The sequence below is a fragment of the Pseudomonas mucidolens genome (genome assembly GCF_900106045.1).
GTDB classification, from domain to species: Bacteria; Pseudomonadota; Gammaproteobacteria; order Pseudomonadales; family Pseudomonadaceae; genus Aquipseudomonas; species Aquipseudomonas mucidolens.
Map to the genome: position 1 here is coordinate 5,679,487 of NZ_LT629802.1, position 12,555 is coordinate 5,692,041.

Annotated in this window: 15 protein-coding genes; 11 read left to right on the plus strand and 4 right to left on the minus strand. The window is 62.1% G+C overall.

Features of this window, described 5'->3' with window-relative positions:
* Nucleotides 1–30: 30 nt before the first annotated feature.
* From trxA to BLU75_RS26255, 3 genes are read right to left on the minus strand one after another with little or no spacing between them, the layout of a single operon-like run.
* Nucleotides 31–903 carry a thioredoxin gene (gene trxA / locus BLU75_RS26245; RefSeq protein WP_084379760.1) on the minus strand — a complete coding sequence of 291 codons (873 nt, stop codon included), beginning with the start codon at nucleotides 901–903 and terminating at the stop codon, nucleotides 31–33.
* 32 nt (nucleotides 904–935) lie between these two features.
* Nucleotides 936–1,616, minus strand: coding sequence for a class I SAM-dependent methyltransferase (locus tag BLU75_RS26250; RefSeq protein ID WP_084379761.1), 681 nt, complete (start codon nucleotides 1,614–1,616; stop codon nucleotides 936–938).
* Complete coding sequence (locus tag BLU75_RS26255) at nucleotides 1,613–2,068, minus strand: YbaY family lipoprotein (protein WP_084379762.1); 456 nt, start codon at nucleotides 2,066–2,068, stop codon at nucleotides 1,613–1,615. The genes BLU75_RS26250 and BLU75_RS26255 overlap by 4 nt, the downstream gene beginning before the upstream one ends.
* Before the next feature lie 138 nt (nucleotides 2,069–2,206).
* Between BLU75_RS26255 and nrdR the strand changes: the two genes are divergently transcribed.
* From nrdR to BLU75_RS26310, 11 genes are all read left to right on the plus strand, one after another.
* Nucleotides 2,207–2,671: a transcriptional regulator NrdR gene (gene nrdR / locus BLU75_RS26260; RefSeq protein WP_165447488.1), complete on the plus strand. Its 465-nt coding sequence runs from the start codon at nucleotides 2,207–2,209 to the stop codon at nucleotides 2,669–2,671.
* Entirely contained in the window at nucleotides 2,668–3,804 is a 1,137-nt protein-coding gene (ribD, locus tag BLU75_RS26265; protein WP_084379763.1) for a bifunctional diaminohydroxyphosphoribosylaminopyrimidine deaminase/5-amino-6-(5-phosphoribosylamino)uracil reductase RibD, read from the plus strand. The genes nrdR and ribD overlap by 4 nt, the downstream gene beginning before the upstream one ends.
* Nucleotides 3,805–3,838: 34 nt before the next feature.
* Nucleotides 3,839–4,513 carry a riboflavin synthase gene (locus BLU75_RS26270; RefSeq protein WP_084379764.1) on the plus strand — a complete coding sequence of 225 codons (675 nt, stop codon included), beginning with the start codon at nucleotides 3,839–3,841 and terminating at the stop codon, nucleotides 4,511–4,513.
* A gap of 15 nt (nucleotides 4,514–4,528) precedes the next feature.
* Complete coding sequence (ribBA, locus tag BLU75_RS26275; protein WP_084379765.1) at nucleotides 4,529–5,620, plus strand: bifunctional 3,4-dihydroxy-2-butanone-4-phosphate synthase/GTP cyclohydrolase II; 1,092 nt, start codon at nucleotides 4,529–4,531, stop codon at nucleotides 5,618–5,620.
* Between the two features lie 90 nt (nucleotides 5,621–5,710).
* On the plus strand, nucleotides 5,711–6,187 hold the full coding sequence (gene ribH, locus BLU75_RS26280; RefSeq protein WP_003194576.1) for a 6,7-dimethyl-8-ribityllumazine synthase: 477 nt from the start codon (nucleotides 5,711–5,713) through the stop codon (nucleotides 6,185–6,187).
* Nucleotides 6,184–6,684, plus strand: a complete 501-nt coding sequence (nusB, locus tag BLU75_RS26285) for a transcription antitermination factor NusB (RefSeq protein WP_084379766.1) — start codon at nucleotides 6,184–6,186, stop codon at nucleotides 6,682–6,684. Before ribH ends, nusB begins: the two co-directional genes overlap by 4 nt.
* Nucleotides 6,685–6,702: 18 nt before the next feature.
* Nucleotides 6,703–7,668 carry a thiamine-phosphate kinase gene (gene thiL / locus BLU75_RS26290; RefSeq protein ID WP_084379767.1) on the plus strand — a complete coding sequence of 322 codons (966 nt, stop codon included), beginning with the start codon at nucleotides 6,703–6,705 and terminating at the stop codon, nucleotides 7,666–7,668.
* Between the two features lie 38 nt (nucleotides 7,669–7,706).
* A complete protein-coding gene (locus BLU75_RS26295) occupies nucleotides 7,707–8,435 on the plus strand; it encodes a substrate-binding periplasmic protein (RefSeq protein WP_084379768.1) in 729 nt (242 codons plus the stop codon).
* 129 nt (nucleotides 8,436–8,564) lie between these two features.
* Nucleotides 8,565–9,182 carry a GTP cyclohydrolase II gene (gene ribA / locus BLU75_RS26300; protein ID WP_084379769.1) on the plus strand — a complete coding sequence of 206 codons (618 nt, stop codon included), beginning with the start codon at nucleotides 8,565–8,567 and terminating at the stop codon, nucleotides 9,180–9,182.
* A complete protein-coding gene (locus tag BLU75_RS26305) occupies nucleotides 9,179–9,598 on the plus strand; it encodes an MFS transporter (RefSeq protein ID WP_084379770.1) in 420 nt (139 codons plus the stop codon). The genes ribA and BLU75_RS26305 overlap by 4 nt, the downstream gene beginning before the upstream one ends.
* Nucleotides 9,595–10,395, plus strand: coding sequence for a cobalamin-binding protein (locus tag BLU75_RS26310; RefSeq protein WP_167413912.1), 801 nt, complete (start codon nucleotides 9,595–9,597; stop codon nucleotides 10,393–10,395). The genes BLU75_RS26305 and BLU75_RS26310 overlap by 4 nt, the downstream gene beginning before the upstream one ends.
* 159 nt (nucleotides 10,396–10,554) lie before the next feature.
* Here BLU75_RS26310 and BLU75_RS26315 read toward each other — a convergent pair whose 3' ends face one another.
* On the minus strand, nucleotides 10,555–12,441 hold the full coding sequence (locus tag BLU75_RS26315; protein WP_084379772.1) for a TonB-dependent receptor domain-containing protein: 1,887 nt from the start codon (nucleotides 12,439–12,441) through the stop codon (nucleotides 10,555–10,557).
* Nucleotides 12,442–12,555: the final 114 nt, after the last annotated feature.

Below are 12,555 nucleotides of genomic sequence, written 5' to 3' on the forward strand. Positions count from 1 at the left end.
TTAAGCCCCCTCGTCGCAGGCGGTTGTCACTCAATACAACGCTGCGAACAACTTGCGGCGATACGCCGTGACCAGCGGGTGATCATTGCCCAGCAACTCGAAGACCTGCAGCAAGGTCTTGTGGGGCAGGCCTTCGTTGTAGCTGCGGTTGCGGATAAACAGCTTGAGCAGGCCATCCAGCGCCGCTTCGTATTGCTGGCGCGCCAACTGCTGCACCGCCAGTTGATACATCGCTTCATCATCCTGCGGGTTTTGCGCCAGGCGGCTTTTCAGCTCGGCGGCGTCGGGCAGGTCAGCGGCTTGACGCAAGAAGGTGATCTGCGCCTTGGCACCGGCAAGGGCGGCCTTGTGTTCGTCGCTTTTGACGGCATCGAGCACGCTCTGCGCTTCGCCCAGTTCGCCGCGCTCGGCGAGGCAGCGAGCGTAGAGAATCAGTGCGCCAGCGTTGCTATTGTCTTCCCCGAGCAAGGTCACCAGGACGGCTTCGGCATCACTGATACGGCCCTCGGCGAACAGCGCCTGGGCCTGCTCCAGCGGGTCAGCTGCAGCTGGCGCGGGCATCTGCACATGCGGTTCGAGCATCGCCCGTACTGCCGATTCCGGTTGCGCCCCGGCAAATCCGTCCACCGGCTGGCCATCCTTGAACAGCACCACCGTCGGCAGGCTGCGGATGCCAAAGCGCGCGACGATGTCCTGTTCGGCCTCGCAATCGACCTTGGCCAGCAGCAACTCGCCCTGATAGCTCTCGGCGATCTGCGCCAGCAGCGGCATCAACGCCTTGCACGGCGCGCACCATTCGGCCCAGAAATCCACCAGCACCGGCTTGTGGAAGGAGTTCTCGATCACCGCCTGGTCGAAGGTGGCAGTCGTGGCATCAAAGATATACGGCGTTGGCTCACTCATGGGGTATCTCGAAGAACGCGGGAATGGAGCAACTATAAGGGCTGGCGGGGTTGGCTGAAAGCGCGCCGCGAATGATACAGACTCACCTTGCGAAACTGCCAGGGTTCGGCCAGGTCCGGCAAGGTCAGCGCATCGAGCACTCCCAGACGCTGATAATCGCGGTGCTGAAAATCCCGCACCCGCGAATCGGCGACCAACGCTTGCTGCCCGCGTGTGAGGAATTGATCCAGCAGTGGCAGGTTTGCCCGGTCGTACAGCACATCGGCTACCAGAATCAGGTCAAAGCGATCTGCTTCGGCGAAAAAATCGGCCGAATAACCCAGCTCCACGCCGTTCAGCGCTGCGTTCGCCCGGCAGGCTGCCAGCGCCAGGGGATCGAGGTCACAGGCCACCACTTCGAGGGCGCCGGCTTTAACGGCGGCAATCCCGGCAACCCCGGAACCTGCGCCAAAGTCCAGCACCCGCTTGCCCGCCACCCACTCGGGATTGGCCGCCAGGTAGCGTGCCAGCGCCAGGCCGCTGGCCCAGCAAAAGCTCCAGTAGGGCGGCTCATGCAGAATGCGCCGGGTTTCTTCGGGGCTGAAGGCGCGGTCCATGTTATCGGCGTCCAGCAGCCACAGCGACAACTCGGTATCGGGTAACGCACAGGCCTCCAGCTGTGCGTCACCGATCAACTCACTCAAGGCGCGTTGCAGGTCCAGCGGTGGCGTCATGGGGCGCGGACGAGTTGCAGGGGGCCGGTGGTCTGGGTGATCGCTTGCACGATACGCACCGCCGGCAGGTGCAGGATCAACTGGCCGGACTGGCTGGCACGACCACGCAGTTCGACGCGGCCGCCCGTTGGAAATGCCTGGGGGTTGAAGCGCAAGCGGAACGCCAAGGGCTTGTTGTTGCCGATCAGCACGCTGCTGGCCAGCAGTTTTTGCGGTCGATCGCGTTCATCGATCACCAACAATGCCAACTCGACTTCGGCACCGGCGGGCACGCCAGTGAGGGTGCCACTGACTTCGCGCTGATACGCGGGCAACGGCCCGAGGGGTTCCTGGCCGGGAATTTTTTTCTGCTGTTGGGGCGCAGGTTGTGGCGCGGCGGGTTTTGGCGCTTCGCTGCTGCAGGCGACCATAAGGCTGAGCACAGTGAGTAGAACGAGTGGTCGTAGCGGCATGTACGGCTCCAAAAACGCGAAAAATCAGTGATCTTAAGATAAAAACATACTAGTCAGCCTATATACCGTAAAGGCTATGGCTTGTCTTGCGACGGGGATGCGCTACCATGGCCCTCCCATTTTTTGTTGCCTGCCACCATGCACTGTCCCTTCTGCGGTGCCAACGACACCAAGGTCATTGACTCGCGTCTGGTCGCCGAGGGCGATCAAGTGCGTCGCCGGCGTGAATGCCTGGCCTGCGGTGAACGTTTCACCACCTTCGAAACCGCCGAACTGGTGCTGCCGCGCCTGATCAAATCCGACGGCAGCCGTCAGCCCTTCGACGAAGACAAACTGCGCGCCGGTATGCAGCGCGCCCTGGAAAAACGCCCGGTGAGTGTCGAGCGGCTGGAAGCGGCGCTGGCGCATATCAAGCACAAGCTGCGGGCGACCGGCGAGCGCGAGGTCAAATCCCTGGTCGTTGGAGAGCTGGTGATGGCCGAGCTGCAAAAGCTCGACGAAGTCGCCTATATCCGTTTTGCCTCGGTGTATCGACGCTTTCAGGACCTCAATGAGTTCCGTGAAGAAATCGACCGCCTGGCTCGTGAGCCGGTTAAAGAATGAATGTTCTGTCTGCTGAGCAAGTGATCCTCGATGCTCATTACATGGCGCGCGCCCTGGAGTTGGCGCGCAAGGGCGTGTACACCACTCATCCGAACCCGCGGGTGGGTTGCGTGATCGTGCGCGACGGGCAGGTGGTCGGTGAAGGCTGGCACGTGCGCACCGGCGAACCCCATGCCGAAGTCCATGCCTTGCGCGCCGCTGGCGGTCAGGCCCGTGGCGCCACGGTCTACGTGACGCTGGAACCCTGCAGTCATCACGGTCACACGCCGCCGTGCGCCGATGCGTTGATCAACGCAGGTGTCGGCCGCGTCGTGGCGGCGATGCAGGACCCCAATCCGGAAGTCGCTGGACGTGGCTTACAGCGTCTGGCCCAGGCCGGAATCGCGGTCCAGAGTGGCGTACTTGAACCTGAGGCGCGGCTGCTCAATCAAGGTTTCATCAAGCGCATGGAACACGGCCTGCCGTTTGTACGGGTCAAATTGGCGATGAGCCTGGACGGTCGCACGGCCATGGCCAGCGGCGAAAGCCAATGGATCACCGGCCCGGCGGCACGCGCCAACGTGCAGCGCCTACGGGCCCAGGCCAGCGTGGTGCTGACCGGTGCCGACACGGTGCTGGCCGATGGCGCGCGCTTGACCGTCCGCGCCGCCGAGCTGGGGCTGGATGAGGCGACCACCGCACAGGCCATGTCCCGGCCACCGCTGCGCGTATTGATTGACGGTCGCCTGCGCGTACCGTTGAATGCGCCGTTCTTCAAGGCCGGGCCGGCGCTGGTGATCACCTGTGTAACGCCGGACAACCAATACCCGACGGGCCCGGAGTGTCTGGTGGTGCCCGGCGTCGAAGGCCAAGTGGATCTGCGCTCGGCGCTGGTTGCGCTGGCTGGCCGGGGCGTCAACGAAGTGCTGGTGGAAGCCGGTCCGAGCCTGGCCGGCGCGCTGGCCCAGCAAGGCCTGGTGGATGAATACGTGATATTCGTCGCTGGCAAGTTCCTCGGCTCCGCTGCCCGGCCGTTGCTGGATTGGCCGCTTGAGAAGCTCGCGGACGGCCCCCAACTCAAGATCACTGAAATGCGCGCTGTCGGCGATGACTGGCGAGTCACTGCCATTCCCGCGCCCTCAGCGGACGTATAATTTCCGGCCTGCGCCGAGCCCCCAGGAGGACTGCATGTTCACCGGCATTATCGAATCCATCGGCAGCATCCGCGCCATGACCCCCAAAGGCGGCGACGTTCGCCTGCTGGTTGAAACCGGCAAGCTCGACCTCGGCGATGTCAAGCTGGGCGACAGCATCGCCGTCAGCGGTGTGTGCCTGACCGTCATCGAGTTGCCTGGCAACGGTTTTGCCGCCGATGTCAGCCGCGAAACCCTGGACTGCACGGCGATGAACGACCTCAAGGCCGGGAGCCCGGTCAACCTGGAAAAAGCCCTGACCCCGACCACCCGTCTCGGCGGGCATCTGGTCAGCGGTCATGTCGACGGCGTAGGCGAAGTGGTGGCCCGCAGCGAAAACGCGCGCGCCGTGGAGTTTCGCATTCGTGCGCCGAAAGAACTGGCCAAGTACATCGCCCACAAAGGCTCGATCACCGTCGACGGCACCAGCCTGACCGTGAACGCCGTGAATGGCGCCGAGTTTGAGCTGACTATCATTCCCCACACCCTGAGCGAAACCATCATGGCGTCTTATCAGCCAGGACGCCGGGTGAACCTGGAAGTGGACTTGCTTGCCCGTTACCTGGAGCGCCTGCTGATGGGCGACAAGGCCGCAGAGCCTGACTCTTTACAAGGGCCTGGTAACATCACCGAAAGTTTTCTGGCCGCCAACGGCTACCTGAAATCCTGACCAAGGGGGTGCCGCGTGGCGCTCAATAGCATCGAAGAACTGGTTGAAGACATCCGCCAAGGCAAGATGGTCATTCTCATGGATGACGAAGACCGTGAAAACGAAGGCGACCTGATCATGGCCGCCGAGCTGTGCCAGCCTGAACACATCAACTTTATGGCCAAGCACGCACGGGGCCTGATCTGCATGCCCATGAGCCGCGAGCGCTGCGAGCTGCTCAAGCTGCCGCTGATGGCACCGCGCAATGGCTCGGGGTTTGGCACCAAGTTCACCGTATCGATCGAAGCCACCGCTGGCGTGACCACCGGTATCTCCGCCGCCGACCGCGCCCGCACCGTGCAAGCGGCTGCCGCGAAAGACGCCAAGGCCGAAGACATCGTCAGCCCGGGCCATATTTTTCCGCTGATGGCCCAGCCTGGCGGCACGCTGGCCCGCGCCGGTCACACCGAAGCGGCCTGCGACCTGGCGCGCATGGCCGGTTTCGAGCCGAGCGGAGTGATCTGCGAAGTGATGAATGACGACGGCACCATGGCCCGTCGCACAGAGCTGGAAGCCTTTGCCGCTGAACACAGCATCAAGATCGGCACCATCGCCGACCTGATTCACTACCGGATGATCCACGAACGTACCGTTCAGCGGATTGCCGAGCAGCCGCTGGACAGCGAACTGGGACAATTCAACCTGGTGGCCTACCGTGATTCGGTGGAAGGCGACGTGCACATGGCGCTGACCCTGGGCATCATCAGCGCGGAAGAGCCGACCCTGGTGCGCGTGCACAACATGGACCCGTTGCGCGACCTGTTGATGGTCAAGCAACCGGGGCGCTGGAGCCTGCGCGCCGCCATGGCCGCGGTTTCCGAGGCGGGCAGCGGTGTGGTGCTGCTGTTGGGCAACCCGGTGGATGGTGACGTATTGCTGGCGCATATCCGCGAAACCGCTGACCAGGTACCGGTGAAAAAACCGACCACCTACAGCATCGTCGGCGCCGGTTCGCAGATCCTTCGCGACCTCGGCGTGCGCAAAATGCGCCTGATGAGCGCGCCGATGAAATTTAATGCGATATCCGGTTTCGACCTGGAAGTTGTAGAATACGTGCCCTCCGAATAAAGGCCGGCGATTTCAGCCCCTTGTTCGCGGTTCAAATATCACTAAGGGACGCGTAATGAACGCGTCCCGGCTCTTTAAGAGATTTGTCGAATGACCCTGAAGACCATCGAAGGTACCTTCATCGCCCCCAAGGGCCGCTATGCCCTGGTGGTTGGCCGCTTTAACAGCTTCGTGGTTGAAAGCCTGGTAAGCGGTGCCGTGGACGCCCTGGTTCGCCACGGTGTGAGCGAAAGCGATATCACCCTGATCCGCGCCCCTGGCGCCTTCGAAATTCCACTGGTTGCGCAGAAAGTTGCCCAGCAGGGTGAGTATGCGGCGATCATCGCCCTGGGCGCGGTCATTCGTGGCGGTACCCCGCACTTCGAATACGTGGCCGGCGAATGCACCAAGGGCCTGGCCCAGGTGTCCATGGAATTCGGCGTACCGGTAGCCTTTGGCGTGCTGACCGTTGACTCCATCGAGCAAGCCATCGAGCGTTCCGGCACCAAGGCCGGCAACAAAGGCGCTGAAGCTGCTTTGTCCGCCCTGGAAATGGTCAGCCTGCTGTCGCAGTTGGAGGCCAAGTGATTAGCGACGAAAGCGATCGTTTCAACCCGCGCGAGCCACGCTCTGCGGACGCCGGCAAGCCTTCCAAGCAGGAAAAGCGTCGCGCTGCTCGTCAGTTGGCGACCCAGGCGCTGTACCAGCGTCACCTGGCGGGTGCTTCGTTGAACGAAATCGAAGCCCAGTTTCGCGTCGACAATGACTTTACCTTCGCCGACCAGAGCTACTTCCACGACATCCTGCACGGTGTGCACGCCAACCTGAGCGAGATCGATGCCGCGCTGACGCCCTGCCTGGACCTGACCATCGAAGAGCTGGACCCGGTCGAGCTGTGCGTCATGCGTCTGTCTACCTGGGAACTGCTCAAGCGCGTCGACGTACCGTATCGCGTGGTGATCAACGAAGGCATCGAACTGGCGAAAGTCTACGGTTCGACCGACGGTCACAAGTTCGTCAACGGTGTGCTCGACAAGCTCGCTCCACGCCTGCGTGAGGCCGAAGTGAAGGCCTACAAGCGCTGATTCGCGCTTGGGTCCCCGATGGGCGAGTTTGAGCTGATCCGTAAGTACTTTGCCGCCGCGCCCTGTGCGCAAGGCGGCGAAGGCATTGCCCTGGGGATCGGTGATGACTGCGCCTTGCTGGCGCTCCCTGCCGGGGAGCAGTTGGCGGTTTCCACCGATACCTTGGTGGCTGGCGTGCATTTTGCCGACCCGTGCGATCCTTTCCTGCTCGGCCAGCGCTCGCTGGCCGTGGCGGTCAGCGACTTGGCGGCCATGGGCGCCAATCCGTTGGCCTTTACCCTCGCACTCACCACGCCCACGGTTTCGGCCGATTGGCTGCAACGCTATGCCCAGGGCTTGAACGCCATGGCTCAGCGCTGTGGCATAGGCCTGGTGGGGGGTGACACCACGCGTGGGCCGCTGAGCCTGACCGTCACGGTGTTTGGTCGCGTCCCGAGCGGCCTGGCCTTGACCCGCGGTGGCGCGCAGCCGGGGGATTTGCTGTGTGTCGGCGGGGACCTGGGCAACGCCGCCGGCGCCTTGCCGCTGGTCCTGAACCAGCGCACCGCGCCGCCAGCGATTGCCGAGCCGCTGCTGGCCCATTACTGGTCGCCACAACCGCAGTTGGCCCTGGGTTTGGCGCTGCGGGGCAAGGCTACATCAGCCATGGACATCTCTGACGGCTTGTTGGCCGATTGTGGGCATATCGCCAAGGCTTCAGCGCTACGCTTGGTGATTGAGCAACAACGACTACCCTTATCCTTGGAGCTGCTGGCGTTTCTCGGCGAGGAGGAGTCCCGGTCCGCGGCCTTGAGCGGGGGTGACGATTATGTGCTGCTGTTCACGCTGCCCCCGACCGAGCTGGCTCCATTGTTGGACAGCGGCTGGCCGGTCAAGGTGGTCGGACGGGTGGAGCAAGGTCAAGGGGTGGCTCTGGTGGATTCCGTCGGACTGGACATTACCCCGGTAATGCGCGGCTACCAGCATTTTCGCGAAACGCACTGACACCTCCATCTTGCCGTGTTCTACCTGAGGTCGTGGTTATGGTTGTTCGTCACTGTTTATTGATATTGCTCTGTGTATTCAGCTGCTCGGTACGGGCCGATGAAGTCCGCGCGGTGCCTGGCGATATTCGCCTCGCCAGTGAAATCTGGGCTGACTACACCAACGCCGATGGCAGCGGTCTGGCCTGGGATGTGTTGCGCAGAGTGTTCGAGCCGGCCGGGGTCAAGGTGGCCATCCAGACCATGCCCTATACCCGTTCGGTCGGCCTGGCCCGGCGCGGCGAAGTCGACGCCTGGGTCGGTGCCTACCGTAATGAAGTCGAGGGCGTGCTGTATCCGCGCTGGCACTTTGATTTCGACGCCGTCTACGCAGTGGGGCTGGCGAGCGGCCCGACGCCGACCCTGGCGACCCTGGGCGATTACCGTCTGGCCTGGGTGCGCGGCTACCGGTACGAGAAATACTTGCCGAACATTCGGCGTTTCAACCAGATCGAGCGGCGCAGTGGCATCTTGTCGATGCTCCAGCATCACCGGGCAGATTTCTACATTGAAGCCCTGGAGGAAGCGCAATATATCCTGAGCCAGGCCCCGGACCCGTCTGCCTTCACGCTCACGCGGGTGACCGAGTTACCGTTGTTCCTCGGCTTTACCGACAATCCGCGGGGGCGGGCGCTGATGGCATTGTTTGACGCCCGAATGGGCGCGCTGGTGAAAAGCGGCGAGTTAAAACCGATCTTCGAGCAATGGGAGCAGCCGTATCCATTCTGACGCCCATAGATCCAGGACAAAGGCCAATCGAACCGATTGATCTTTATCAGCGATAATTCAGCGTAAGCGTCTGTAGGAACCTGCTGTTACAATGCTCGCCTCTGTGAAATCTGAAATCAGGAGCACACGGTGCCCGTCGTTTTCGTCGCCGCTTCCAAGTTGCCTACCCCTTTTGCCACGTTCACCATGCATGGCTTTCTTGAAGAAGCCACCGGCCGCGAACATGTCGTGCTGAGCCTGGGCGATATCGCCGACGGTGCCCCGGTTCTGGGGCGCTTGCATTCCGAATGCCTGACCGGTGACGCGTTGTTCAGCCAGCGCTGCGACTGCGGTTCGCAACTGGAAGCCGCCTTGCAGGCCATCGCCCGTGAAGGTCGTGGCGTGTTGCTGTATTTGCGTCAGGAGGGCCGTGGCATTGGTCTGCTGAACAAGATTCGCGCCTACGAGCTGCAAGACGGTGGCGCCGATACCGTGGAAGCCAACGAGCGCCTGGGGTTCGCCGCTGATCAGCGCGACTACGCCATCTGCCTGCCGATGCTTGAGCATCTGGGCGTGCAATCCCTGCGCTTGATGACCAACAACCCGCGCAAGGTCAACGCCTTGACCGACATGGGCATCACCGTCGCCGAACGTGTGCCGTTGCACACCGGTCACAATCCGCACAACAAGCTCTATCTGGCGACCAAGGCCAGCAAGCTCGATCATATGATGGGTAACGAGCACCAGAGCGAGGTCGACCGGGCGTGACGCGCGGCCAGGTCAAACGGCGCTTGTCGGTCAGTTGGTGGCAGTACCTGGCGCTGGCGCTGCTGCCGTTGTTCGTGATCAATATGCTGTTTGGCAAGAGCGAGCCGTTGTTGCCGATGCTGGCGATGCCGTTTTTTATCGCCGGCGCCGCGTCTATGTTCGCCAGCCTGCGCTACTTTCACCCTTATAAACACGCGTTGATCGCCACTGGCAAAGCCCTCGACACCGCCGAGGAGCCCGCCGCCTGGATCGCGTTGGCTGCCCGTCGTCGCGCGGCGTTGCTGGTGGCGGCGTTCCCCGCCTGGATCGGTGCGTTGGCGGTCTTTGTCGGCCTGGAAGCGGTGCCGCTGTTCCTGTTGGCGCTATCGACCCTGGTGTTGTTCTACCTGTACCGCATCCCGCGTCAGCTGGGATGATGCGCGTCTGGCTGGCGCTGCTGTTGCTGGCCGCAAGCGCGTCGGCAACGGCGTTTGAGCGGGTGGTCAGCCTCGCCCCGTCCTTATCTGAAATCGTCGTTGAACTGGGGGCCGCCGAGCTGCTGGTGGGTGTCCTCGACGGCGGCGAGCGGCCCGCGGCGCTGGCGAACGTGCAATCGGTGGGTCGCTACGGGCAGTTGAACATGGAGCAACTGCTCAGCCTCAAGCCCGATCTGGTATTGCTCTGGCCCGGTAGCGTCGGGCGTGCGCAGCGCGAGCAATTGCAACGCCTGAACATCCCGGTCTACGTCGCCGAACCGCATAGCCTGGAACAGCTGACCAGCCAGGTCGAAGCCATCGCCCGGCAATTGGGGCGTGCCGAGGCGGGCCAACAATTGGCTGCGCAGTTGCGCCAGCGCATTGCCGGGCTGCGCCGCCAATATCAGCGGGCCGAGCCATTGCGCGTGTTCTATCAAGTCTGGAGTCCGCCGTTGTATACCGTGGGCGGCGCGCAGATCATCAGTGATGCGCTGAGCGTCTGCGGGGCGCGCAATGTATTCGACGACCTGAAGCTGCCGGCGCCGCAGATCAGTATCGAGTCGGTGCTGCAGCGCAATCCCGAGGTGATTCTGGCGACTGACCAAATGCAGTTGAATGCCTGGAGCGCCTGGCCCCAGGTCGCGGCCGTGGAGCAAGGGCGCTTGCTGATCATCCCGGATAAGGGGCTGGAACGGCCCAGCGGGCAGATGGTGGAGGCGGTGGCCAGGTTGTGCGAAGTGCTTGACCCTGGCCGTTGAGGCATAGGTATCTACACAATTTTGCCTCAACGCTTAACTCCTGGCAGGTAGAGCTGTTGTGGCGAGCGGGCTTGCCCCGCGTTGGGCTGCGAAGCGGCCCCAAAACCAGGGAAATTTGTCAGTTTCTGACAGTTGGGTAGATGCCTAGGCGGTTGAGGCTTAGATTTGCGGCGTCCAGGTCACACCGAGCATCAGCGCACGACCTTCTTCCCGGTAGCCATACTGCGTGCCTTGGTGCTGATACAGCGCCTGGCTGTAATCTTTGTCGAGCAGGTTATCGAGCTTCAGGTCCAGCTTGATCTCGGGATTGACTGCCCAACTGCCGCGCAATCCCAATAGCCCGTAACCGCCCAGTCGCTGCTGATTCTTTACGTCGACATAGCTGCCGCTGACGGCTTGCCAACTGGCGCCGACGGCGAATTGCTCGAACTGGCGATCAAGGTCCAGGCTCAGCGTGCGTCGGGCGCGACGCGTCAGGGTGTTACCGCTGTCGCGGTCGCGAGGGTCGATGATTGCCAGTCCAAGGCTGCTCTGCCAACCCAGCAGCTCTTGCTTGAGTGCTGCTTCGAAACCATTGATACGCGCTGACGCAACGTTTTGCGGGCCGTCGCTACCGACGAACACGATGGCATCCTTGATATCGGTTCGGTACAGCGAGGCTTCCAATCGGCGGGTGTCGCTGAGTTGGCTGCGCCACTGCACTTCATAGCTTTTCGAGGTCTCGGGTTTCAGGTCGGGGTTGCTGTTCACGCCATAGTTGTTCGGGTAGTAGAGGTCGTTGAAGGTTGGCGCGCGAAAGCCCTCGCTGTAGCTCAACAAAAGGTCATTGTCCGGGTTGAGGGGGAGGGTGAGCGTGCCGCTCCAACTGTTCTGGCCGCCGAATTGCTGGTTCTGGTCGCGGCGCAGGCCCAGCTCGGTGGAAAAAAGCTGCCCTTCAAAGCGGTGCTGGATAAACGCTGCACGGTTCCAGCGGCTGTCTTCGGCCAGCGCTGTGTTGCTGTTGACCTGGTCTTCGTACCAGTCGCCGCCCAGAATCAGGCTGTTCTGTGGGTTGAGCCTCAGGTCGTTCTGCCAGTTCAGCGAGTTGCGATAGGTGTTGAACACGCCACGGTCGTCACTGAGTTTGTCGAGGGTTTTTTCACGGTTTTCACTGTGGCCCAACTCTATCCGGGACGTCCACGCATCGTTGATGCGCGCATCGACATAGCTGCTGACGCCGCTTACGGTGAACTTGCTGTAGGGCGTTTGCTGGAAAACCTGATAATTGGCGTCGTAGCGTCCGAACGGATTGTCGAACTCGCTTTTGCCGCGGTTATCCAGCACATTCAGCCCCGCCTCGATGTCGTCATTGAAGGCATGGCTCAGGCTGAAACTGATCGACTGATTGCGATAGGCATCATGGTCGCCATCGCTGGGATACGACGTATGGGTGCGATTGATCCCGTGGGTGTCATCCAGGCTCGCACCGAGGTTGAAGCGGGTTTGCTCGTTACCACCGGACAAACCCAGGCTGCGTTCCCAGCTCTGGTGGCTGCCAAATCCTACGTGCAGGCGTGGTTGCAGGCCGGATTCGCTGCTGCGGCGGGTGAAAATCTGAATCACTCCGCCAATTGCATCGCTACCGTAGATCACCGAGCGCGACCCGCGCAGTACTTCCACGCGCTCGATCTGCTGAATGTTCAGGTGTTGCAGGTTGCTGTCGCCGGAGGTCGAGTTGCCGATGCGTTGCCCATCCACCAGCACCAGGCTTTGTGCCGATTTGGTGCCTCGAATGTAGATACTGGCGAGGCTCCCGCGACCGCCAGCCTGTGAGACCTGCACACCCGGCACCCGCCTGAGCAGGTCGCTGACGCTGGAGGGTTGCAGGCGCTCGATGTCGGCCCGGGTAAACACCGTATTGGCGGCACTACTGTCATTGCGCGCCTGGACCTGACGGTTGGCGCTGATCACCACGTCGGGCAGCTTCAGGGCCGCGTCGCGGGTATCGGCAAACAGGAGCGGGGCGGGCAACAACAGAAGTGGGACGGCAACGCGAAGATATTTCATGGGCTATCCATGGCTTTCGAAGCAATACCAAACAAAGGTGGGAGCTGGCTTGCCTGCGATCGCGGTGGCACATTCAGCACCGATGTGTCTGATAGACCGCTATCGCGAGCAAGC

What these genes read in the sequence shown, in the direction of transcription:
- trxA (WP_084379760.1), bottom strand. Translation starts at nt 903, where the DNA reads ATGAGTGAGCCAACGCCGTATATCTTTGATGCCACGACTGCCACCTTC.
- BLU75_RS26250 (WP_084379761.1), bottom strand. Translation starts at nt 1,616, where the DNA reads ATGACGCCACCGCTGGACCTGCAACGCGCCTTGAGTGAGTTGATCGGT.
- BLU75_RS26255 (WP_084379762.1), bottom strand. Translation starts at nt 2,068, where the DNA reads ATGCCGCTACGACCACTCGTTCTACTCACTGTGCTCAGCCTTATGGTC.
- nrdR (WP_165447488.1), top strand. Translation starts at nt 2,207, where the DNA reads ATGCACTGTCCCTTCTGCGGTGCCAACGACACCAAGGTCATTGACTCG.
- ribD (WP_084379763.1), top strand. Translation starts at nt 2,668, where the DNA reads ATGAATGTTCTGTCTGCTGAGCAAGTGATCCTCGATGCTCATTACATG.
- BLU75_RS26270 (WP_084379764.1), top strand. Translation starts at nt 3,839, where the DNA reads ATGTTCACCGGCATTATCGAATCCATCGGCAGCATCCGCGCCATGACC.
- ribH (WP_003194576.1), top strand. Translation starts at nt 5,711, where the DNA reads ATGACCCTGAAGACCATCGAAGGTACCTTCATCGCCCCCAAGGGCCGC.
- thiL (WP_084379767.1), top strand. Translation starts at nt 6,703, where the DNA reads ATGGGCGAGTTTGAGCTGATCCGTAAGTACTTTGCCGCCGCGCCCTGT.
- BLU75_RS26295 (WP_084379768.1), top strand. Translation starts at nt 7,707, where the DNA reads ATGGTTGTTCGTCACTGTTTATTGATATTGCTCTGTGTATTCAGCTGC.
- BLU75_RS26310 (WP_167413912.1), top strand. Translation starts at nt 9,595, where the DNA reads ATGATGCGCGTCTGGCTGGCGCTGCTGTTGCTGGCCGCAAGCGCGTCG.
- BLU75_RS26315 (WP_084379772.1), bottom strand. Translation starts at nt 12,441, where the DNA reads ATGAAATATCTTCGCGTTGCCGTCCCACTTCTGTTGTTGCCCGCCCCG.